The sequence below is a fragment of the Rhodosalinus sp. 5P4 genome (assembly GCF_041365695.1).
GTDB lineage: Bacteria > Pseudomonadota > Alphaproteobacteria > Rhodobacterales > Rhodobacteraceae > Rhodosalinus.
The window spans coordinates 62,785-81,273 of record NZ_JBGFSJ010000007.1 but is presented as its reverse complement, the minus strand read 5'-3'; the positions used below and the strand labels follow the sequence as shown (position 1 = coordinate 81,273).

General features: G+C 68.9%; 21 protein-coding genes and 1 tRNA gene. 13 read left to right on the top strand and 9 right to left on the bottom strand.

Annotated features, from left to right (window positions below; genetic code table 11):
- The first annotated feature begins 97 nt into the window (after positions 1-97).
- From rlmB to AB6A69_RS13780, 6 genes are all read left to right on the top strand, one after another.
- The gene (gene rlmB / locus AB6A69_RS13805) at positions 98-877 is read left to right on the top strand and encodes a 23S rRNA (guanosine(2251)-2'-O)-methyltransferase RlmB (protein WP_371061206.1); all 780 of its coding nucleotides are present in this window, start codon (positions 98-100) and stop codon (positions 875-877) included.
- Between the two features lie 15 nt (positions 878-892).
- The gene (locus tag AB6A69_RS13800; RefSeq protein ID WP_371061205.1) at positions 893-1,273 is read left to right on the top strand and encodes a hypothetical protein; all 381 of its coding nucleotides are present in this window, start codon (positions 893-895) and stop codon (positions 1,271-1,273) included.
- A gap of 76 nt (positions 1,274-1,349) precedes the next feature.
- The gene (gene ribB, locus AB6A69_RS13795; protein ID WP_371061204.1) at positions 1,350-2,474 is read left to right on the top strand and encodes a 3,4-dihydroxy-2-butanone-4-phosphate synthase; all 1,125 of its coding nucleotides are present in this window, start codon (positions 1,350-1,352) and stop codon (positions 2,472-2,474) included.
- Positions 2,474-3,028 carry a 6,7-dimethyl-8-ribityllumazine synthase gene (locus AB6A69_RS13790; RefSeq protein WP_371061203.1) on the top strand — a complete coding sequence of 185 codons (555 nt, stop codon included), beginning with the start codon at positions 2,474-2,476 and terminating at the stop codon, positions 3,026-3,028. The genes ribB and AB6A69_RS13790 overlap by 1 nt, the downstream gene beginning before the upstream one ends.
- Positions 3,025-3,504 carry a transcription antitermination factor NusB gene (gene nusB / locus AB6A69_RS13785; protein WP_371061202.1) on the top strand — a complete coding sequence of 160 codons (480 nt, stop codon included), beginning with the start codon at positions 3,025-3,027 and terminating at the stop codon, positions 3,502-3,504. Before AB6A69_RS13790 ends, nusB begins: the two co-directional genes overlap by 4 nt.
- 75 nt (positions 3,505-3,579) lie before the next feature.
- On the top strand, positions 3,580-3,900 hold the full coding sequence (locus AB6A69_RS13780) for a hypothetical protein (protein WP_371037838.1): 321 nt from the start codon (positions 3,580-3,582) through the stop codon (positions 3,898-3,900).
- Positions 3,901-4,193: 293 nt separating this feature from the next.
- Here the strand turns inward: AB6A69_RS13780 and AB6A69_RS13775 are convergent, their stop codons facing one another.
- Entirely contained in the window at positions 4,194-4,961 is a 768-nt protein-coding gene (locus tag AB6A69_RS13775) for a hypothetical protein (protein ID WP_371061201.1), read from the bottom strand.
- Positions 4,958-6,250, bottom strand: coding sequence for a hypothetical protein (locus AB6A69_RS13770; RefSeq protein ID WP_371061200.1), 1,293 nt, complete (start codon positions 6,248-6,250; stop codon positions 4,958-4,960). The genes AB6A69_RS13775 and AB6A69_RS13770 overlap by 4 nt, the downstream gene beginning before the upstream one ends.
- A 115-nt stretch (positions 6,251-6,365) precedes the next feature.
- On the opposite strand from AB6A69_RS13770, the gene AB6A69_RS13765 reads away from it, so the two are divergent.
- Positions 6,366-6,824, top strand: coding sequence for an MmcB family DNA repair protein (locus AB6A69_RS13765; protein ID WP_371037835.1), 459 nt, complete (start codon positions 6,366-6,368; stop codon positions 6,822-6,824).
- Here AB6A69_RS13765 and AB6A69_RS13760 read toward each other — a convergent pair.
- Entirely contained in the window at positions 6,821-7,039 is a 219-nt protein-coding gene (locus AB6A69_RS13760; RefSeq protein WP_371037834.1) for a DUF6324 family protein, read from the bottom strand. The two genes, AB6A69_RS13765 and AB6A69_RS13760, sit on opposite strands and share 4 nt — an antisense overlap.
- A gap of 330 nt (positions 7,040-7,369) precedes the next feature.
- On the opposite strand from AB6A69_RS13760, the gene AB6A69_RS13755 reads away from it, so the two are divergent.
- Positions 7,370-7,446: transfer RNA gene (locus AB6A69_RS13755), tRNA-His, on the top strand.
- Between the two features lie 37 nt (positions 7,447-7,483).
- Here the strand turns inward: AB6A69_RS13755 and AB6A69_RS13750 are convergent.
- On the bottom strand, positions 7,484-7,774 hold the full coding sequence (locus tag AB6A69_RS13750) for a DUF6476 family protein (protein ID WP_371061199.1): 291 nt from the start codon (positions 7,772-7,774) through the stop codon (positions 7,484-7,486).
- Between AB6A69_RS13750 and AB6A69_RS13745 the strand changes: the two genes are divergently transcribed.
- Together AB6A69_RS13745 and rpoH are read left to right on the top strand one after the other, a co-directional pair.
- Positions 7,773-8,825, top strand: coding sequence for a pseudouridine synthase (locus AB6A69_RS13745; RefSeq protein WP_371061198.1), 1,053 nt, complete (start codon positions 7,773-7,775; stop codon positions 8,823-8,825). The genes AB6A69_RS13750 and AB6A69_RS13745 overlap by 2 nt on opposite strands.
- A 142-nt stretch (positions 8,826-8,967) precedes the next feature.
- A complete protein-coding gene (gene rpoH, locus AB6A69_RS13740) occupies positions 8,968-9,861 on the top strand; it encodes an RNA polymerase sigma factor RpoH (protein WP_371061197.1) in 894 nt (297 codons plus the stop codon).
- A gap of 12 nt (positions 9,862-9,873) precedes the next feature.
- Here rpoH and phaZ read toward each other — a convergent pair whose 3' ends face one another.
- Entirely contained in the window at positions 9,874-11,145 is a 1,272-nt protein-coding gene (phaZ, locus tag AB6A69_RS13735) for a polyhydroxyalkanoate depolymerase (protein ID WP_371054480.1), read from the bottom strand.
- 101 nt (positions 11,146-11,246) lie between these two features.
- Here phaZ and AB6A69_RS13730 point away from each other — a divergent pair, with 101 nt between their 5' ends.
- The 3 genes from AB6A69_RS13730 to phaR all read left to right on the top strand — a co-directional run bounded on the left by AB6A69_RS13730 (position 11,247) and on the right by phaR (position 14,322).
- Positions 11,247-13,040: a PHA/PHB synthase family protein gene (locus AB6A69_RS13730; protein WP_371061196.1), complete on the top strand. Its 1,794-nt coding sequence runs from the start codon at positions 11,247-11,249 to the stop codon at positions 13,038-13,040.
- A gap of 135 nt (positions 13,041-13,175) precedes the next feature.
- Positions 13,176-13,640, top strand: a complete 465-nt coding sequence (locus AB6A69_RS13725; protein WP_371037828.1) for a phasin family protein — start codon at positions 13,176-13,178, stop codon at positions 13,638-13,640.
- Positions 13,641-13,764: 124 nt separating this feature from the next.
- Complete coding sequence (gene phaR / locus AB6A69_RS13720) at positions 13,765-14,322, top strand: polyhydroxyalkanoate synthesis repressor PhaR (protein ID WP_371037827.1); 558 nt, start codon at positions 13,765-13,767, stop codon at positions 14,320-14,322.
- Between the two features lie 4 nt (positions 14,323-14,326).
- On the opposite strand, the gene AB6A69_RS13715 is transcribed toward phaR, so the two are convergent.
- The 4 genes from AB6A69_RS13715 to AB6A69_RS13700 form a co-directional block, all read right to left on the bottom strand.
- Positions 14,327-15,517 carry a DegT/DnrJ/EryC1/StrS family aminotransferase gene (locus AB6A69_RS13715; protein WP_371061195.1) on the bottom strand — a complete coding sequence of 397 codons (1,191 nt, stop codon included), beginning with the start codon at positions 15,515-15,517 and terminating at the stop codon, positions 14,327-14,329.
- Positions 15,518-15,632: 115 nt separating this feature from the next.
- Entirely contained in the window at positions 15,633-16,571 is a 939-nt protein-coding gene (locus AB6A69_RS13710; protein WP_371061194.1) for a glycosyltransferase family 2 protein, read from the bottom strand.
- 66 nt (positions 16,572-16,637) lie between these two features.
- Positions 16,638-16,862 (bottom strand): hypothetical protein, encoded by a 225-nt coding sequence (locus tag AB6A69_RS13705; protein ID WP_371061193.1) that lies wholly within the window; start codon positions 16,860-16,862, stop codon positions 16,638-16,640.
- Positions 16,859-18,466, bottom strand: a complete 1,608-nt coding sequence (locus AB6A69_RS13700) for a peptide chain release factor 3 (RefSeq protein WP_371037824.1) — start codon at positions 18,464-18,466, stop codon at positions 16,859-16,861. Before AB6A69_RS13700 ends, AB6A69_RS13705 begins: the two co-directional genes overlap by 4 nt.
- Positions 18,467-18,489: the final 23 nt, after the last annotated feature.

Sequence of the window (18,489 nt, the reverse complement as noted above, 5' to 3'; positions counted from 1 at the left end):
GGCGTCAACCGGAAATCGCGTGCGCCCGGCGTCGAGGCTTGGCAAGCGCGCCGCCGCCGCGTAAGCCGGACACCGCTTGAAGGGGAGGGTCCGACGCGTGGCGAAAAAGCCGACCTGGGTGGTCGAGAAGGAGCGCGCGCGGCGCGCGGCGGCGGCGGAGACGCTGTGGCTTTTCGGGATCCACGCGGTGGGCGACGCGCTCCGGAACCCGCGCCGGGCGCGGCTGCGCCTCGTGCTGACGAAGAACGCCGCCGACCGCCTCGCCGACGCGGTGGCGCAAAGCGGCATGACGCCCGAGATCAGCGACGCGCGAAAATTCTCCGCCCCGCTCGATCCCGGCGCGGTGCACCAGGGCGCGGCGCTCGAGGTGCGACCGCTCGACTGGGGGCCGCTCGACGCGCTGGTCGCGGATGCGCCGCAGCCCGCGCGCATCGTGGCGCTCGACCGGGTGACCGACCCGCACAACGCCGGCGCGATCCTGCGCTCGGCGGAGGTGTTCGGCGCGGCGGCGGTGATCGCGCCGCGCCACCATGCCGCGCCCGAGACCGGCGCGCTGGCCAAGTCCGCGAGCGGCGCGCTGGAGCGCCAGCCCTACCTGCGGGTGCGCAACCTCGCGGACTCGCTCGAAGAGCTGCGCGGAATGGGCTTCGCCGTGATCGGTCTCGACGGCGGGGGCGAGGTGACGGTGGGCGAGGCGCTCGCCGCGCATCGCGACCTGCCGGTGGCGCTCGTGCTCGGGGCGGAGGGGCCGGGGCTGCGTCCCCGCACGCGCGCCACGTGCGACGCGCTGGCGCGCATCCCCGCGGCGGGGCCTTTCGGATCGCTCAACGTCTCCAATGCGGCGGCGGTCGCCCTATATGCAGCACGAGCCGAGTGACGCCGGGAGAGGCCGATGCCGCACGCCACGAAGATCGCCACCTGCACCTATTGCGGAACGCGGGCCGCGCTGGTCCTGCGCGGCGACACCCGCCATGAACTGTCCTGCGCGGCCTGCGGCGCGCCGCTGCACGATCTGAAGATGCTGCGCGCGGATGCCGTGGAGGCGCGGGGCGCCCGCCCCGCGCAGCCGGCCCGGGCGGCCCCGCGCCCCGCGTCGCGCGGCCCGGGCGCCCGCGGCGTGACGCCGCCCGCCCACTGGGAGCGGATGCGCGACGGGCACGACGACCGCCCGCGGCGGAAGAAGACGTCCCGGAAGGCCCGGAAGAAGCGCAAGGGCTTCATGAGAAAGGCGCTGGAAGAGGCGTTCGACGTGCTCGAGGACATCTTCGATTGAGAGCGGGCACCCGGCGCTGGCTCTGGTCAAGGCGCCGGGGCTCCACTAAGTCCGGCCCGAGGAACGGAGGCTGCCCATGACTTACGAAAGACCCGGCCCGGTCGAACAGGCGTGGGGCGACGCGATCTCTCCGATCGAGGAGATCATCGACGACGCGCGCAACGGGCGCATGTTCATCCTCGTCGACCACGAGGACCGGGAGAACGAGGGCGACCTCGTGATCCCCGCGCAGATGGCGACGCCGGACGCGATCAACTTCATGGCGCTGCACGGCCGGGGCCTGATCTGCCTCGCGCTGACGCCGGACCGGGTGGATGCGCTCGGCCTGTCGCTGATGTCGCAGCAGAACTCGTCGCGCCACGAGACGGCGTTCACCGTCTCCATCGAGGCGCGCGAGGGGGTCACGACGGGCATCTCTGCGGCCGACCGCGCGCGCACCATCGCGGTGGCGACCGACGCGACGCGCGGCGCCGAGGATATCGCGACGCCGGGCCACGTCTTCCCGCTGCGCGCCCGCGAGGGCGGCGTTCTGGTCCGCGCGGGCCACACCGAGGCGGCGGTCGACGTGGCGCGACTTGCCGGGCTCAATCCCTCGGGCGTGATCTGCGAGATCATGAACGAGGACGGCAGCATGGCGCGCCTGCCCGAGCTCATCGCCTTCGCGCAGCGCCACGGGCTCAAGATCGGCACGATCTCCGATCTCATCGCCTACCGGCGGCGGCACGACAACCTTGTGCGGGTGGTGCGCGAGGACACGATCACCTCCGTCTTCGGCGGCGAGTGGCAGATGCGCGTCTATACCGACGAGGCGCATGGCGACGAGCATATCGTGCTGACCAAGGGCGACGTGTCGGGCGAGGCGCCGGTGCTCGTGCGGATGCACGCGCTCGACGCGATGCTCGACGTGGTGGGCGCGGGCCCCGAGGGCCGGGTGGGCGAGTTCGGCCGCGCCATGGAGCTCGTCGCGCGCGAGGGCCGGGGCGTCGTGGTGCTGCTGCGCGACACCGAGATGAAGATGACGCCGCAGGACGGCGTCTCTCCGCGGACGCTCCGGCAATACGGGCTGGGTGCGCAGATCCTGTCCTCGCTCGGCCTGTCGAAGCTGGAGCTTCTGACCAATTCGCCAACGCCGCGTGTGGTGGGGCTCGAGGCCTACGGGCTCGAGATCGTCGGCACGCGGGCGATCGGGGGGCAGGGCTGATGGCAGGCCAGGAGACGCATTATACCCTGCCGCGCGCGACGTTCGAGCGCCCGGTGAAGCTGCTGCTCGTCGTCGCGCCCTACTACCGCGACATCGCCGACGGGCTGATTGCCGGCGCGCGCGCGGAGCTCGAGGCCGTGGGCGCCGCGCATGACCTGATCGAGGTGCCGGGCGCGCTCGAGATCCCGCCCGCCATCGGCATGGCCGAACGGTTGTCGAATTTCGACGGCTACGTCGCGCTGGGCTGCGTGATCCGGGGCGAGACGAGCCATTACGAGACGGTATGCAACGACAGCTCCCGCGGGCTCATGCTGCTCGGGCTTCAGGGCGCCTGCATCGGCAACGGGATCCTGACCGTCGAGACCCGCGCGCAGGCCGAGGTCCGCGCCGATGCTGAGGGACAGAACAAGGGCGGCGGCGCCGCCGCGGCGGCCTTGCATCTGATCGCCCTCGCCCGTAACTGGGGCGGCCGGCGCAAGGGGGTGGGCTTTCGCCCCGCCTCCGAGGAATTCCGCATCGCCGGTCAGGACAGCGAAGGCTCCTCCACGGCATGACCGCAGATACCGCGCCCGGGGCCCCCACGGCCCGCCAGATGAGAACGACCGCCCGCCTTCATGCGGTGCAGGCGCTTTTCCAGATGGAAGCATCGGGGCAGGGCACCGAATCGGTGATCCGGGAATTCCTCGATCATCGCTTCGGCGCCGTCTACGACGGCGACGAGATGATGGAGGGCGATCCCGATCATTTCCGCGCCGTGGTCGAGCAGGCGGTGAACTGGCAGGCGCGGATCGACCAGATGACCGACCGCGCGCTCGTGGCCAAATGGCCGATCGCCCGCATCGATCCCACGCTGCGCGCGCTCTTTCGTGCGGCCGGAGCCGAGCTTGTCGCGACCGACACTCCGCCCAGGGTCGTCATCGTGGAATACGTCGAACTGGCGCGTGCCTTCTTTCCCGAGGGCAAGGAGGCCGGTTTCGTCAATGCGGTGCTCGACCACATGGCGCGCGAGGCCCGGCCGGAGGCGTTCTGACGCCGATGCGGCGACGGGGGGTTTTCCTCGCCCGAGACGTGGCTACATTGAGAGGGGCAAGGCAAGGAGAGCGACATGCCCAATCTCATCCGGCTCTACATTACCCAGACGGCCATCGGCTTCGTGGTCGCGGCCGCATTCGTCGCGATGCTCCTGTGGTTCAACGTCGCCAATCTCTGGCACCTGGTGACGCATGATCCCGCGGGCCCGCTCGCGGTACTGCTGTTGTGGGTCTTCAACGGGATCGTGTTCTCGGGCGTCCAGTTCGGCATCTCCGTGATGCGGATGGCCGAGCCCGACGATACGCCGCACGGCGGCGGCAGCGCGCCCGAACACGCCAGTCTGGATTACGCGACCATCCCGGTGCGTGCGGATGAGGGTCGGCGCCAGCGCTGACCGCCGTGTACATCACCGATCGGTGAAAGGGTCGTGCTTCAGGGCACGGCCCTTTTTTCGTCGTGCGCGGATGTCGCCGGACGGGAAATGTGGCGGGCCCGCGCGCAACCGTGTGGTTCTGTCATTCCCGAGGACCTGCGTGAACAGGTGGGCGCCAGGTAACCGGACCAGGGCCCGGACAGAGCCAGCTCCCTCGGAAGTGTTATAGGCCACCGGAATGTCACCGTTCACGAGAAGGGCAGCACCCGCCACAGGAAGAAGTAGTGGTGCGCCGGGGGCGGGACAAGGGGCGTTCACCCGTTCCAGGGCGAGGTGACCAGACGATAGCTCTGCAACTCCTCGGGGGTGAGCAGGTAGATCTCGTCGGGCGGCGTCAGCAGCGCGGGTTGCATCACCGCCAGATCCACACCCATCGCGCTCAGATACGCCATGACCTCGCCCTGGCCGCGCTGGATGTCCTGCACGGCGATGAAGGCCGGAAGCAGCGTGTTCTCGCCGAAATAGTGCTGGTGCACGCCCACCAGCGCGGCGGGATGCGCGCGCCGCGCGGATCCCGCCGCCAGAAGATAGGGGCAGGCGGAAAGGCAGATCGCCTGCGCGTCGACCTCGGTCGCGATGCCGAGGCGCCGGATCATCCGCCCGATGGCGAGCGCGTCGCTCACCGAGCCGCCCGGGCTGTCGAGTCGCAGGATCCCGGGCGTCGGGTCCATGCTGGCGATCCTCCGGGCAATGAGGTCGGCGTCGCCGGTCGCGATCTCTCCGCGGAGCGTCGCCGCGTCATCGCCGTCCCGCTCGAGCTGCAGGCGCACGGGCATCGGCGCGCCATCGGGCCGGGCGGGACGGTCCGTGGGCGCGAAACGACGGGTCTGGTCGCCGGGCCGGGCGGGTTGATCCAGCCCCGGCGCCGCCGGGCCGGTCGAGGGCAGGCTGAATCCGCGGCCGACATCGCCAAGAAAGAGCAGCGCGGCCAGGCCCAGCTGGAAGGCCAGAACCCCGGCAAGCGCCCGGCGTATCGTCCGCGCGCTGTCGCCGTGACCGGATTCGGGGGGCTCCGCGCTCATCCGCGGCGCGGCACCGGAGTGACGCGCGGGGCCTCCTCGCCGGGGGCGTGCGGCGGCTCGCTGTGCTGGGGCAGCCTGTCCGACGCGATCTCCACCTCGCGCAGCGCGGCAAGCGCCGCGCGCAGTTCCGCCAGCGTCAGCGTGTCGGCGGTGCTCGCGCCCTCGCGGCTGGCGCGGATCGCCCCCTGCGTGATCGCCAGGATGAGGACAAGCACGCCGGGCAGCAGGTCGATGGCGATGGCGCCTGCCCAGGAGGGCACGAAGCTCGACGCGTAAAGGATCACCGCGTCCGCCGCCGAGACCGGCGTGTAACGCGTCTCGGGCGGGGGCGGTATGGCGATCACCGCGTCCGCCGCCGCTTCGAGCGTGGCGGCGCGTTGCGCGACGACCTCGAGAACGGCCTCGATCGTGGCCAGCTGGTCGCCGCGGTTCGCCGCGGTGCGCCCGTCGAGCTCCGGCAGCACCGCCGAGGCCGCGAGATCCTGCGCCGCGCGCTGCACCAGCGGCGCGACGGAAAGCTGCCGGAGCTCCGTGACGATTCCGGCCAGGCGCACCGCCTGCTCGGAGAACTCGACCGAGCGCGTCTCGACCGGTCCGGGTTCCACCGTCAGCGCGCGCATCCGGCTCAGGATCGCGTTGCCCTCGTCGAAGGCGGCCGCGACCTGCGGGGCCTGCGCGGCGATCTGCGCCTCGAGCGCGGCAAGCTCCGTGGCCTTCTGGCGCAGCAGCGAATAGACCGACCCGCGCCCGGCGAGCCCCGAAAGACCGCCCTCGGCCTCCTGCGCAGAGAGGTCCTCGAAGCTCTGGCGCACCCGCGCCACGTCCTGTTCGAGCGCCTGCGCCGAGACGGCGATCTCGTGCGCGCGCTCCAGCGTCTGCTGGTAGTCCTGCACCGTGTTGGCGAGATGCTGCTCCACCGCCGCCGAGCCGGCAAGCGCCGCGGCGTTGAGCCAGCTCGACATCGCGACGATGGCGAGGCTGCCGAGCCCCATCGCCCCCATCAGGCCCGCTCGCGCGCGGGCCGAGCGCATGGCGGGAAAGAGGCGCAGCATGTAGGACCAGAAGACGAATATCCCCACGGACACCGCCACCGAATAGGCGATCGCCGCGAAGGCCGACATGGCGCCGCTGTCGTCGAGCAGCGAGGACACGCCGAGATAGGTGTAGATCCCCGAGGCCACGGCGAGCACGCCGAGCGCGGTGCCGGTGAAGCTGTCGAGCCAGCTCACATGGTTCTCTAGATCTCGCGCGGCGCGAAGGTCGGCGGGTCTGGGCTCGGTCGGGCTCATCTTCGGCGCTCCGGGGTGGGGACGCCCCCTTATAGCAGTGTCGCGCCGCGGCGACACTCCCGCGGTGCGGATCGTCGGGGTTGCGGCGCGTTCTTGATATGTTCATATTCGGCCCATGCCGGAAGGTTCCGACAGCACCGCGCTCGCTCCGGGCCAGCTTCTGGCGCGCGGCGTCGCGCGGCACCTGGCAGGGATGGGGTTCGCCTGCATCGAGGAGTTCGTGCCGGACCGCGGGCTGCGCCTCGACGTGCTGGCGCTGGGACCCGGGGGCGAGTTCTGGGTGGTGGAGTGCAAGTCGTCCCGCGCCGATTACGCCTCCGACCGCAAATGGCAGAATTACCTCGGCTGGGGCGACCGGTTCTTCTGGGCTGTGGACGCGGCATTTCCCGCGGACATCCTGCCCGGCGAATGCGGCCTCATCCTTGCGGACGCCTACGATGCGGAGGTGGTGCGGATGGGGCCCGAAACCCGGCTGGCCGGCGCGCGGCGCAGCGCGCTGACCCGCCGTTTCGCCCGTCAGGCGGCGCTTCGCCTGCAGACGATGCGCGACCCGGCCGCGCGTCTCATGCCCTAGCCTTTCGGGCCGGGCTTCTTCCTTTTCTTGCCGAGCGCCCGTGCGGCCCCCGCAGCGGCGCGGATTTCTTCCGCGATCTCCTCCGCCTCCTCCGGTTCGAAATCCATCGGGATCTCGATGCCGCCCTCGGCGGAGACATAAAGGCGCACGAGCCCGGTGTCGGTGGGCCCGATCTGGAGGTTGGCCTCGATGTCGCGTTCGTCGTTGATGCCCATGGGATCGCCCTCGCGCGGATGGGCGATGCTGCTAGCCGGTTTCGACGGGCCGTGCAAGCGGGGGCAAGGGGGCCCGGGCTGCGCCCGCGGGGATCGTGCCGTGCCTGCATCCGTCCCGTCGGGGCAGGGCGCGCTTTCGCACGCTTCGCCGGCCCGCGCGCCGCGCGAAACTGGCGGGCCCCGCCTGCGCCCGTCCGCCCCGCCGCGGCGCCCCCCTATCCGCGGACGGGCGATGCGGACGCCCGGCCGCGACCGCGGGGAAAAGCGCCGCGACCACGGTCTCTGAGCGCTTGCATTCGCCAGGGGCAGGCGTTAGATCGCGCGCACGGTGCCGCCTTAGCTCAGTTGGTTAGAGCGCTGGATTGTGGATCCAGAGGTCCCCCGTTCGAGCCGGGGAGGCGGTACCATCGTCCGGCACACGCGGCCGCAACCTTCCCAAGGCCATCATTCGACCGCGATCTCCTGGCGCATCTCGCCCGTGGCGCGGTCGAAGATCAGGATCCGGTCGTCGTCGGTCGTCACGGCGTACCAGTCCGGTCCCTGCGTGAAGGCCACCGCACGCGCCCCGCCCGGAAGCGCGATGCTGTCGGGCAGCGCGGGGGCCGTGGCGCCCAGGCGGATGACAAGCGCCGTGGCGACCACTACAACGCCCGCGATCATGGTGAGGGTCAGCGCCGTCACCAGCCGCCGCAGGGCCCTGACCTGTGCCGGTTCCGTCTCTGGGGATTCGTCCATGGCCGCTCGCATCCTCCGCTTCCGGATCGCGCCCGATCCGCCGCAGCGCCTTGATAAGGCGCTGGCGCGGGATGCGCCAGCCGAGGCGTCCCTGTCGCGCACCCGGCTTGCCCGGCTCCTGTCCGAAGGCGCGGTGCGGGTGGACGGTGCAACCGCGCGGGATCCGAAGGCCGCGGTGAATGCGGGGGCCGAGGTTGAGATCACCGTCGAGGATGCCGTCGAAAGCCCGATCGGCGCGGAGGCCATTCCCCTCGACGTGGTGCACGAGGATGCCGACCTCATCGTGGTGAACAAGCCCGCCGGCATGGTCGTCCACCCCGCGCCCGGTTCGCCCGCCGGCACGCTGGTGAACGCGCTGATCGCCCATTGCGGCGACAGCCTGTCGGGCGTGGGCGGCGAGAGGCGCCCCGGCGTGGTCCACCGCATCGACAAGGAGACCTCGGGGCTGCTCGTCGCGGCCAAGAGCGATCGCGCCCATCACGGTCTCGCCGCGCAGTTCGCCGCCCACGACGTGGAGCGCGTCTATGCCGCGGTGGTGCACGGCTGCCCCGACGCGGGCGACCCGAGGCTCCTGGGCACGCGCGGGGTCGGGACGGAGCCGGGCGGCGTGATCCGCATCGCCACCGGGATCGGCCGGCACCGCACCGACCGCCAGCGCCAGGCCGTCCTGTTCCATGGCGGACGCCATGCCGTCACCCGCCTCCGGGTCGCGGAACGGTTCGGCCGCCCGCCCGCCGCCGCGCTTGTGCGGTGCTGGCTGGAGACGGGTCGCACGCATCAGATCCGGGTGCACATGGCGCATGCCGGGCACGGGCTGGTGGGCGATCCGCTTTACGGCGGCCGGCGCGCGCCCTCCGTCAAGGCGCTTGGCGCCGCGGCGGCCGAGGCAGTTCGCACCTTCCGCCGGCAGGCGCTTCACGCGGGGGTCCTGGGCTTTGTCCATCCGGTGACGGGGGCGCGCCTGCGCTTCGAGGCGCCGCTTCCATCCGACATGGCGCGGCTGGTCGAAATACTGCGCGGGGCCGCCGACGGGCCCGACACGGATCCGTGAGAACGGCGACATATTGCCCGTCACCCGAAGCAAAAGGCGCCGATATCGTGTAAGCTGCGCCATATCGATCGGTTGCACGGACGGCTTCCGGCACCTAGATTGAATGTTAACGAAATACACATCGAGAGGGGATCTCAGAGAGATGAGCAATTACGGCAATCTGCCGGCACCGACGCCCGAGGGCGGACTGACGCGTTACCTCCAGGAGATCCGGAAATTCCCGCTGCTCGAGCCGGAAGAGGAATACATGCTGGCCAAGCGCTGGGTGGAGGATCAGGACACCGAGGCCGCGCACAAGCTCGTGACCTCCCACCTCCGTCTCGCCGCGAAGATCGCCATGGGCTATCGCGGCTACGGCCTGCCCCAGGCCGAAGTGATCTCGGAGGCCAATGTGGGCCTGATGCAGGCGGTGAAGCGGTTCGACCCCGAAAAGGGCTTTCGCCTCGCGACTTACGCGATGTGGTGGATCCGGGCCTCGATCCAGGAATACATCCTGCGCTCCTGGAGTCTCGTGAAGCTTGGCACCACCTCGGCGCAGAAGAAGCTGTTCTTCAACCTGCGCAAGGCCAAGGCGCGCATCGGTGCGCTGGAAGAGGGCGACCTGCGCCCCGAGGCGGTCAAGCGGATCGCCCACGACCTCGGCGTGACCGAGGACGAGGTGATCTCGATGAACCGCCGCATGTCGGGCGGCGACGCCTCGCTCAACGCCACGGTGGGCCAGGAGGGCGAGGGCACCATGCAGTGGCAGGACTGGCTGGAGGACGAGGGCGCCGACCAGGCGGCGGATTACGAGGCACGCGACGAGCTGGAGATTCGGCGCGAGCTGCTCGCCGAGGCGATGGACGTGCTCAACGAGCGCGAGCGCGACATCCTGACCAGGCGGCGGCTGACCGAGGACCCCCTCACCCTGGAGGAGCTGTCGGGGCACTACGACGTGAGCCGCGAACGCATCCGCCAGATCGAGGTCCGCGCCTTCGAGAAGCTTCAGACCCGGATGCGCGAGCTCGCGCGGGAAAAGGGAATGGCGGCGGCCTGAGGCCGCCGATCCTCATGCCACCGCGTGGGGCCGCCGTCGCACCGGGTGCGGTGCCGCGGCATTCGAATCGATGAAATCCAGAACGAGCGGCCGGATGTTGTGCCGCCAGCTGCGCCCCGCGAAGATGCCGTAGTGGCCGGCGTCGGGCTCCACGTGGCTTGCCTTTTTCGAGGCGGGCAGACCCGTCAGCAGATCGAGCGCGGCGACACACTGGCCCGGGGCCGAGATGTCATCCTTCGCCCCTTCCACCGTCTTGACCGCGACGTTGGTGATCTTGCCGATATCGACCGGCTTGCCGGCCACGGTAAACGCGTTGCGGGCGATCTCGCGGTTCTTGAAGACCCGTTCCACGGTGGAGAGGTAGAATTCCGCGGGCATGTCCATGACGGCGAGATACTCGTCGTAGAACCGGTTATGGCCGTCATGATCCGACGCCTCGCCCCTGGCCGCGCGCAAGATCTGGTCGCGGAAGGCGCGCCCGTGGCGTTCGGCGTTCATCGACATGAAGGAGGCGAGCTGCAGCAGCCCCGGATAGACCATCCGGCCCACGCCCTTGTACTTGAAGCCGACGCGCTGGATCATCGTCTCCTCGAGCTGGCCCATGGTGACGCGGCGGCCGAAATCCGTGACCTCCGTCGGCGTGGCGTCGGGATCGATCGGCCCGCCGATCAGCGTCAGGGTGCGCGGCTGCGCCTCGGGGTCCTCGGCAGCGAGATGCGCGGTGGCGGCAAGGGCGAGCGGCGCGGGCTGGCACACCGCGATCACGTGGGTGTCGGGGCCCATCTCCCGCAGGAAATCGGCGACGTAGAGCGTGTAATCCTCCACATCGAACTTGCCGCAGCTCACCGGGATGTCGCGCGCGTTGTGCCAGTCGGTGATATAGACCTCGCAATTGACGAGGAGGCTCTTGACCGTGGAGCGCAGCAGCGTGGCGTAATGGCCCGACATCGGCGCGATCAGCAGGATCTTGCGCGGCTGCTCGGGCCGGCCGAGCACGTGAAAGTGGATCAGGTCGCCGAAGGGCTTTTCGACCACCGTGTCGACGCGCACGAGGTGGTCGCGCCCGTCCTCGCAGGTGAAGGTGCGGATCCCCCAATCGGGCTTGGCGACCATCCGCTCGAAGCTGCGTTCGGTCACCTCGCCCCAGGCGGCCATCCACTGCATCATTGGATTCGGTGTCAGCGCGAACATGGGGTAGGAGGCCATGGCTTTGGCAGTCGCCCCGAGCCACTGGTTTGTGTTACGCACCGATTCCATAAAATCATATGTCGCCATGTATCGCATTCATGCTTCTCCTTTACCTGCCTCTCGGGCGCCGGTGTTGCCGGGCCCCGCAGTCGGCGACCTTCGCTGCGTGGCAGCGACGATAGGTGGAAATCCTTAACATGACAACTGACGAGGAAAATGCGCCTGAGACCGCGCCCGCGCTTCAGGACAATATCCGCAAGATCGAGGAACTGTCGCAGCGTCTGATCGCGGCGCTCTCGCGGCGCGCGCCGGCGCATCCCGGGCTGCAGGGCCCGAATCAAGAGCTCTACACCAACGCCGCGACGGCCTACTGGTCCGAGTGGATGCACAACCCCGCCAAGCTGCTCGAGCACCAGATCACCTACTGGAGCAAGTCGCTCGTCCATTTCATCGAGGCGCAGCAGCAGTTCGCGCGCGGCCAGCTCGCACCGCCGGAGGATACCACGCCGGACGATCCGCGCTTTTCCAACCCTCTGTGGAAGACGCACCCCTACTTCAACTTCATCAAGCAGCAATATCTCATCTACGCCGAGGCGATGCGCGAGGCGGTGGAGAAGATCGAGGATCTCGACGAGACGGAAAAGCGCCGCCTGAGGTATTTCTCCGACCAGATCGTCGACATGCTCTCGCCCACCAACTATCTCGGCACGAACCCCGACGCGCTTGAAAAGGCCTTGGAAACGGAGGGCGAGAGCCTCGTGAAGGGGCTGGAGAACCTCGTCTCCGACCTCGAGGCGAACGAGGGCGAGCTCGTCGTCCGCCTGGTGGACGAGGACGCCTTCGAGGTTGGCGGCAACCTCGCCACGACGCCGGGCAAGGTGGTCTATCGCAACCACATGTTCGAGCTGATCCAGTATGCGCCCGCCACCGAGAAGGTGCGCGAGACGCCGCTCGTCGTCTTTCCGCCCTGGATCAACAAGTTCTACATCCTCGACCTGAAGGCGCAGAACAGCTTCGTCAAATGGGTGACGGAGCAGGGCTACACCCTTTTCATGGTGAGCTGGATCAACCCCGGCCCGTCCTATGCCGATGTCGGGATGGAGGATTACATCGAGGACGGGTTCCTGGCCGCCATGCGCGAGGTGAAGGCGATCACGGGCCAGGAGCGTCTCAACGTGGTCGGCTACTGCATCGCGGGAACCACGCTGGCGCTGACGCTTTCGCTGATGAAGAAGCGGGGCGACAAGTCGGTCCGGTCGGCCACCTTCCTGACCGCGCTCACCGATTTTTCGGACCAGGGCGAATTCACGCCCTTCCTGCAGGACGATTTCGTGGACGCGATCGAGGAGGAAGCGACGCAAAAGGGCGTGCTGTCGAGCAAGATCATGGGTCGGACCTTTTCCTTCCTGCGCTCGCGCGACCTCGTCTTCGGGCCCGCCGTCCGCTACTACATGATGGGAGAGACGCCGCCCGCCTTCGACCTGCTCTACTGGAACGGCGACGGGGCCAACCTGCCCGCGAAGATGGCGATCCAGTATCTTCGCAGGCTCTGCCAGGCCAACGACTTCGCCGAGGACGGCTACGAGCTGATGGGAGAGACGCTGCGCCTGCGCGACGTGGACGTGCCGTTCTGCGCCGTCTCCTGCGAGTCCGATCACATCGCGCAATGGAAGGACTGCTACCGCGGATTTCAGCAGACCTCGAGCAGGTCGAGAACCTTCATCCTGTCGCAGTCGGGGCATATCGCGGGCATCGTGAACCCGCCGAGCAAGAAGAAGTACGGCCACTATACCCACGACGACCTCCGGCTGGATCACGAGAACTGGCGGGCCGAGGCGGAGTTTCACGAAGGCTCCTGGTGGCCGCGCTGGAACAGCTGGCTCGCCCGACGGTCCGGCAAGTGGGTGCCCGCCCGCGAGCCGGGCGATTCGCAGCATCCGCCGCTGGCCGAGGCCCCCGGAACCTATGTCGTGGCGCCGCCAACCGACTGACATTCCTGCCGCCAGGGAAGTTTTTGCTGCACCGCAGCAAAAAGGCTTGAAATGCTGCGGTGCAGCATGCATATTCGGTGCAGTTGGAGAACACGGGGAAAGTCCCGTTCCACCAAGGCACAAAAGGATAGCATCATGGCAACCGCAAAGACCCAGACGACCGATTTCACCCAGATGATGAAAGACATGATGGGCGCGTTCCCGGTGGACAATTCCGCCATGGAAGACGCCTTCAAGACGACCGCCTCGCTCAACGAGAAGCTGGCCGGCGTCGCGCTCGAGGCCGCCGAGAAATCGTCGGAGCTTTCGGCGAAGTGGACGAAGGACACCATCTCCAAGATGGGCGAGATGACGAAGGCGAAAGCCGAGCCCGCGGACTACGCCAAGGCGATGACCGACTTCGCGTCGGCACAGGCCGAAGTGGCCGCAGAGCACATGGCCGCCTTCGCCGAGATCGCGAAAAAGGTCCAGATGGACACCGTCGAACTGATGATGGCGGCCGGCAAGGACATGACCGAGGACGCGAGCGCGGCCATGAAGAAGGCCACCAACGACATGACGTCCGCCGCCAAGAAGGCCGGCACCGCCGCGTCGAAGTGATCGCGGGGGCGCCACGGGCGCCCGGCACGCATCGGGGCGGGCGCGGCGAGAGCCGTGCCCGCCCTTTTCATTTGATCCGTGGCATTCTAGGCTTCCTCTCGTTCACATCCGGGGAGGAGAGCCCGTGGCCGATACCGAAAAGCCGCTCCTGATCAAGCGCTACGCCAGCCGCCGGCTCTACAACACCGAAACCAGCGACTACGTCACGCTAGAGGATATCGCGGGCTTCATCCGCGCGGGACGCGAGGTCAAGATCGTCGACCTGAAATCCGGTGACGACCTGACCCGGCAGTATCTTCTCCAGATCGTGGCTGAGCACGAGTCGAAGGGCGAAAGCGTGCTGCCCATCAACGTGCTGACCGACCTCGTCCGGAGCTACACCACGTCCGCGCACTCCATGGTGCCGCAATTCCTCGCCATGTCCTTCGAGATGCTCCGCGACGGACAGACGAAGGTGATGGAGAACATGGAGAAGATAAACCCCATGTCGGCGATGCCGGGCTACGATGCCATGCGCGCGCAGCAGGAAGCGTTCCTGAAGGCGATGACCGGCGGCATGGGTGCCAACTGGTCCGGCCCGGGCCGCGAGGACGACGACAACGGCCAAGGCTCCGAGGATCTGGACGAGATCAAGCGGCAGCTCGCGACGCTTCAGGCGAAGCTCGACAAGCTGGGTGAGTGACGCCTCAGGTTCCGTAGGCGCGCGGCGGTGCGCATACCGCCTCTGCCGCCTCGACCAGCGCCCCGGCGATCGCGACGCACTCCTCCCGCGACAGCCGCGCGGGCAGGCGCACGTCGCAGGCGCGCATCAGCATGGTGCGCGTTGCGGGAAGTTCCGGCATCTCGGGCAGGAACCGCCAGTTCCAGAAGGCGCGGGCGTTGTCGTCTGACAGTCCGAAGACCTGAACCTTCACGCCGCGCGCGCCCGCCTCTGTGGCGAAGGCGCGGGTCTGCGCCTCGTCCAGGCCCTCCAGATTGAACTGGATCGAATCGGGTGCGCGCAGCTCGCCGTCGAGGGCCGCGGGAACCGTCATCGAAGGCGATGCGTTCAGCATCGCCGCGACAAGATCGTGGTTCGCGCGGCCGTCGCGCACCCGGCGCGGGATCTCGCGCAGTTGTGGGCGGATTACCGCCGCCGAGAGATTCGACATGCGCATGTTGTAAAGCGGCAGGAGGTTCTGCCAGCGGCGGAACGCCTCCTCGAGCCCGGTGTGCTTCTTCCAGTTGTGCTCGTAGGCGCCCGACATGATCACGGCGCGCGCGACGAGGTCGGCGTCGTCGGTGACGAGGATGCCGCCTTCGCCCGCGTTCACGAGCTTGTAGCTCTGGAAGCTGAAACAGCCCGCCCGGCCGAGCGTGCCGATCTTGCGCCCGCGCCATGTGGTGCCGAGCGAATGCGCCGCGTCCTCGATCACCGGCACGCCGCGCGCGTCACAAAGCGCCATGATCGCGTCCATGTCGGAGGTGTGCCCCCGCATGTGGCTGATGATGACCGCTTCGACGCCGGCAAGCTTCGCCTCGAAATCGGCGAGGTCGACGCGGTAGTCCGCGCCCACTTCGCACAGGACCGGCACGCAGTCGGCATGCACCACCGCCGAGGGCACCGCGGCGAAGGTGAAACCGGGGATCAGCACGCGGGCGTCGCGGGGCAGGTCGAGCGCCTTCAGCGACAGGAAGAGCGCCGCCGAGCAGGACGAGACGGCGAGCGCGTAATCCACACCCATCAGCGCCGCGAACTCCCGCTCTAGAAGTGCCACCGGCGCGTCGGCTGGCGCGGTGTAGCGGAAAAGATCGCCCGAGGCGAGCAGGCGGTCGATCTCGGCGCGCGCGGCCTCGGGGATCGCTTCGGCGTGGTGCACGTCGGGCATCTGGCGCATATTCGGAAATCCTGAATAGATGTTTTGGGAAAGGTAAAACAAAAGGACCATGCGGCCAAGGCGGAAGCGCTGCGCGGTTCGCCGCGTGGCCCGAATGCCGCAGCGGCAAGACCCGTCAGAAAAAATGCCGCGCGATCCGGGCGTCGAGGTCGAGGTCGCATCGCCGCAACAGTCCCTCGCGCGCGAGCGCCGCGAGACGCTCGGGCGTGGCGGTGCAGACCTCCTCGAAGAAGGCGCGAAGCCCGTCCTCGCCCGCGGCCGCCTCGATCTCCGACAAGAGCGCGTGGACGGTCAGATTCCGGCTGCCCGGCCCGGCCTGCGGCGTCAGCTCCGCCCGGTAGGCCCCGGCCTTCAGCCGGTAGCGATACTGCCCGATCCACGTCTCCCAGTCCGGAGCGTGCAGGTGGCAGAGCTCGATGCAGGGCAGGGGGCGCTCGCCGGGGTTCTGCTCCTCGCCGAGCCAGGCGTTGTGGATGCGCGCGCGAAGCCCGTGTCCCGTGCGCAGAAAGAGCTTGCCCGCCACGTGGCTCAGGAAACCGCCCGGCAGATCGCGGCCCCAGGTCGGGAAGACCCGCGCCGCGGCCTGCTGCCGCCGGGTGCGGTCGAGGTGGAACGCCTTGAAATGCACGGGCGGGCCGCCCGATGGCTCGGCGAGCGCCTCGAGGGGGCGTGTGCGGGCGCAAAGGCAGTCGTCGGGCAGGGCGGCCAACTCCTCCGCCACCGAGTTCTCGCGCGGCCACAGGAACTCGTCCACGTCGATATGGGCGAGCCAGTCGACCTCCGCGCGCCGGTCGAGCGCGTGGCGCAGGTTGCGCGTCTGGCGTTCCTGGTGCTTGGCGGGCCGGCCACCCCGTTTTTGCCACCAGTCGTCGTCCGTCCGGAAGACCCGGAGCTTCGGATGCGCGGCGAGCCGAGCCTCTGTCTCGGGCGCCTCGGCGTCGAGATAGACGAAGACGCGGTGCGCGCCGAGGTCGAGATGGTGCGCCGCGAAACCCAGCACCGCCCGCGGCGGCGCCTTCACGGTGGCGGTCACGCCCCAGCGCGGGGCGGTCATGGCGCGGGGTCTTTTCGGCGGGATCGGGCGGTCATGGGCAGAGACTGCGGCCGGGGGCGGGCGGGCTCAAGCCCCGGCGCTTGCGTGCAGGCCCGCCCGGCAGCCCGCGCGCGTCGCGCGCGGGCTCGGCACCGTAACGCGGCCGCGGGGCCGGGGACGCAGCAGGTGGCCGCCCGTCACACGCCACGCCGCGCCGTTTACGAGGATGAAGGCGCCATCGGGCAGCGCGTCCGCCTCGGACGCGTGGCGGATTTCCGAGCGGACCGGCCGCACCCGGTTCCGACGTGTCACACCTGCATTTCCTTGGTGTCGGTGAGCCGGAGTTCGGGGTAGTCGCGCTCGATCCGGTCGATGTCCCATTGCAGGCGGGTCAGGTAGACCGTGTCGCCGTCATTGTCATGCGCGATATGCTGCTTGTTGGCGGTCACGAAGCGGTCCATCGCCTGCTTCTCTCCGGCGACCCAGCGGGCCGAGGTGAACTGCGAGGGCTCGAATCGGACCGGCAGGCCGTATTCCAGTTCGATCCGGCTGGCCAGCACGTCGAACTGGAGCGCGCCCACCACGCCCACGATGAAGCCCGAGCCGATGGCGGGCTTGAAGACCTTGGCCGCGCCTTCCTCTGCGAACTGCATGAGCGCCTTTTCGAGGTGCTTGGCCTTCATCGGGTCGCCCGCCCGCGCGGATTGCAGAAGCTCCGGCGCGAAGGAGGGGATGCCGGTCACGCGGATCGCCTCGCCCTCGGTCAGCGTGTCGCCGATGCGGAGCTGGCCGTGGTTCGGGATGCCGATGATGTCGCCCGCCCAGGCTTCTTCGGCCAGTTCGCGGTCGGCCGCGAGAAAGAGCACCGGCGCGGAGACGGTGATCGGTTTTTTCGTGCGGACATGAGTGAGTTTCATGCCGCGCTTGAAGTGTCCCGACGCCAGGCGGACAAAGGCGACGCGGTCGCGGTGCTTGGGGTCCATGTTCGCCTGAACCTTGAAGACAAAGCCAGAGACGCTTGTTTCTTCAGGGGAAATCTGCCGTGGCTCCGCGCGCTGGACCTGCGGTTCGGGCGCGTAGCGGCCGATCCCGTCCATGAGTTCCTTCACCCCGAAGGAATTGATCGCCGAGCCGAACCAGATCGGCGTCATGTGCCCCTCGCGCACCGCCTTCGGATCGAGGGCGGGCAAGAGGGCGCGCGCCATCTCGACCTCCTCGCGGAGTTTCGCCAGGAGCTGCGGCGGCACGTGATCGGCCATGCGCGGATCGTCGAGGCCCTCGATCTCGACCGTCTCGGCCACGCGGTTCCGATCGGCGCGGTCCATCAGTTCGAGCCGGTCGCGCAGCAGGTCGTAGCAGCCGAGGAAATCCTGCCCCATGCCGATGGGCCAGGAGGCGGGTGTCACGTCGATGGCGAGGTTTTCCTGGATCTCGTCGATGATGTCGAAGGTGTCGCGGCTTTCGCGGTCCATCTTGTTGCAGAAGGTCAGGATCGGCAGGTCGCGCAGGCGGCAGACCTCGAAGAGCTTGCGCGTCTGGCTTTCCACGCCCTTCGCCCCGTCGATCACCATCACCGCCGCGTCGACGGCGGTGAGCGTGCGATAGGTGTCTTCGGAAAAGTCGGAGTGGCCGGGCGTGTCCACGAGATTGAAGCGGAAGTCCCGGTAATCGAAGGACATCGCCGAGGCCGAGACGGAGATGCCGCGGTCCTTTTCCATCGCCATGAAGTCCGAGCGCGTGCGCCGCGCCTCGCCCTTGGCGCGCACCTGGCCCGCCATCTGGATCGCGCCGCCGAAAAGCAGGAACTTCTCGGTCAGCGTCGTCTTGCCCGCATCGGGATGCGAGATGATGGCGAAGGTGCGCCTGCGGGCGATCTCGGGCGGCAGGTCGGGGCGGTTCGGCAGAGTGTCCAGCATGGCCGGGCATATAGGGGAGCGGC

Coding starts and splice junctions, on each gene's coding strand:
- AB6A69_RS13800 (WP_371061205.1), top strand. CDS start 893: ATGCCGCACGCCACGAAGATCGCCACCTGCACCTATTGCGGAACGCGG.
- ribB (WP_371061204.1), top strand. CDS start 1,350: ATGACTTACGAAAGACCCGGCCCGGTCGAACAGGCGTGGGGCGACGCG.
- AB6A69_RS13790 (WP_371061203.1), top strand. CDS start 2,474: ATGGCAGGCCAGGAGACGCATTATACCCTGCCGCGCGCGACGTTCGAG.
- nusB (WP_371061202.1), top strand. CDS start 3,025: ATGACCGCAGATACCGCGCCCGGGGCCCCCACGGCCCGCCAGATGAGA.
- AB6A69_RS13780 (WP_371037838.1), top strand. CDS start 3,580: ATGCCCAATCTCATCCGGCTCTACATTACCCAGACGGCCATCGGCTTC.
- AB6A69_RS13775 (WP_371061201.1), bottom strand. CDS start 4,961: ATGAGCGCGGAGCCCCCCGAATCCGGTCACGGCGACAGCGCGCGGACG.
- AB6A69_RS13770 (WP_371061200.1), bottom strand. CDS start 6,250: ATGAGCCCGACCGAGCCCAGACCCGCCGACCTTCGCGCCGCGCGAGAT.
- AB6A69_RS13765 (WP_371037835.1), top strand. CDS start 6,366: ATGCCGGAAGGTTCCGACAGCACCGCGCTCGCTCCGGGCCAGCTTCTG.
- AB6A69_RS13760 (WP_371037834.1), bottom strand. CDS start 7,039: ATGGGCATCAACGACGAACGCGACATCGAGGCCAACCTCCAGATCGGG.
- AB6A69_RS13745 (WP_371061198.1), top strand. CDS start 7,773: ATGGCCGCTCGCATCCTCCGCTTCCGGATCGCGCCCGATCCGCCGCAG.
- AB6A69_RS13750 (WP_371061199.1), bottom strand. CDS start 7,774: ATGGACGAATCCCCAGAGACGGAACCGGCACAGGTCAGGGCCCTGCGG.
- rpoH (WP_371061197.1), top strand. CDS start 8,968: ATGAGCAATTACGGCAATCTGCCGGCACCGACGCCCGAGGGCGGACTG.
- phaZ (WP_371054480.1), bottom strand. CDS start 11,145: ATGCGATACATGGCGACATATGATTTTATGGAATCGGTGCGTAACACA.
- AB6A69_RS13730 (WP_371061196.1), top strand. CDS start 11,247: ATGACAACTGACGAGGAAAATGCGCCTGAGACCGCGCCCGCGCTTCAG.
- AB6A69_RS13725 (WP_371037828.1), top strand. CDS start 13,176: ATGGCAACCGCAAAGACCCAGACGACCGATTTCACCCAGATGATGAAA.
- AB6A69_RS13715 (WP_371061195.1), bottom strand. CDS start 15,517: ATGCGCCAGATGCCCGACGTGCACCACGCCGAAGCGATCCCCGAGGCC.
- AB6A69_RS13710 (WP_371061194.1), bottom strand. CDS start 16,571: ATGACCGCCCCGCGCTGGGGCGTGACCGCCACCGTGAAGGCGCCGCCG.
- AB6A69_RS13700 (WP_371037824.1), bottom strand. CDS start 18,466: ATGCTGGACACTCTGCCGAACCGCCCCGACCTGCCGCCCGAGATCGCC.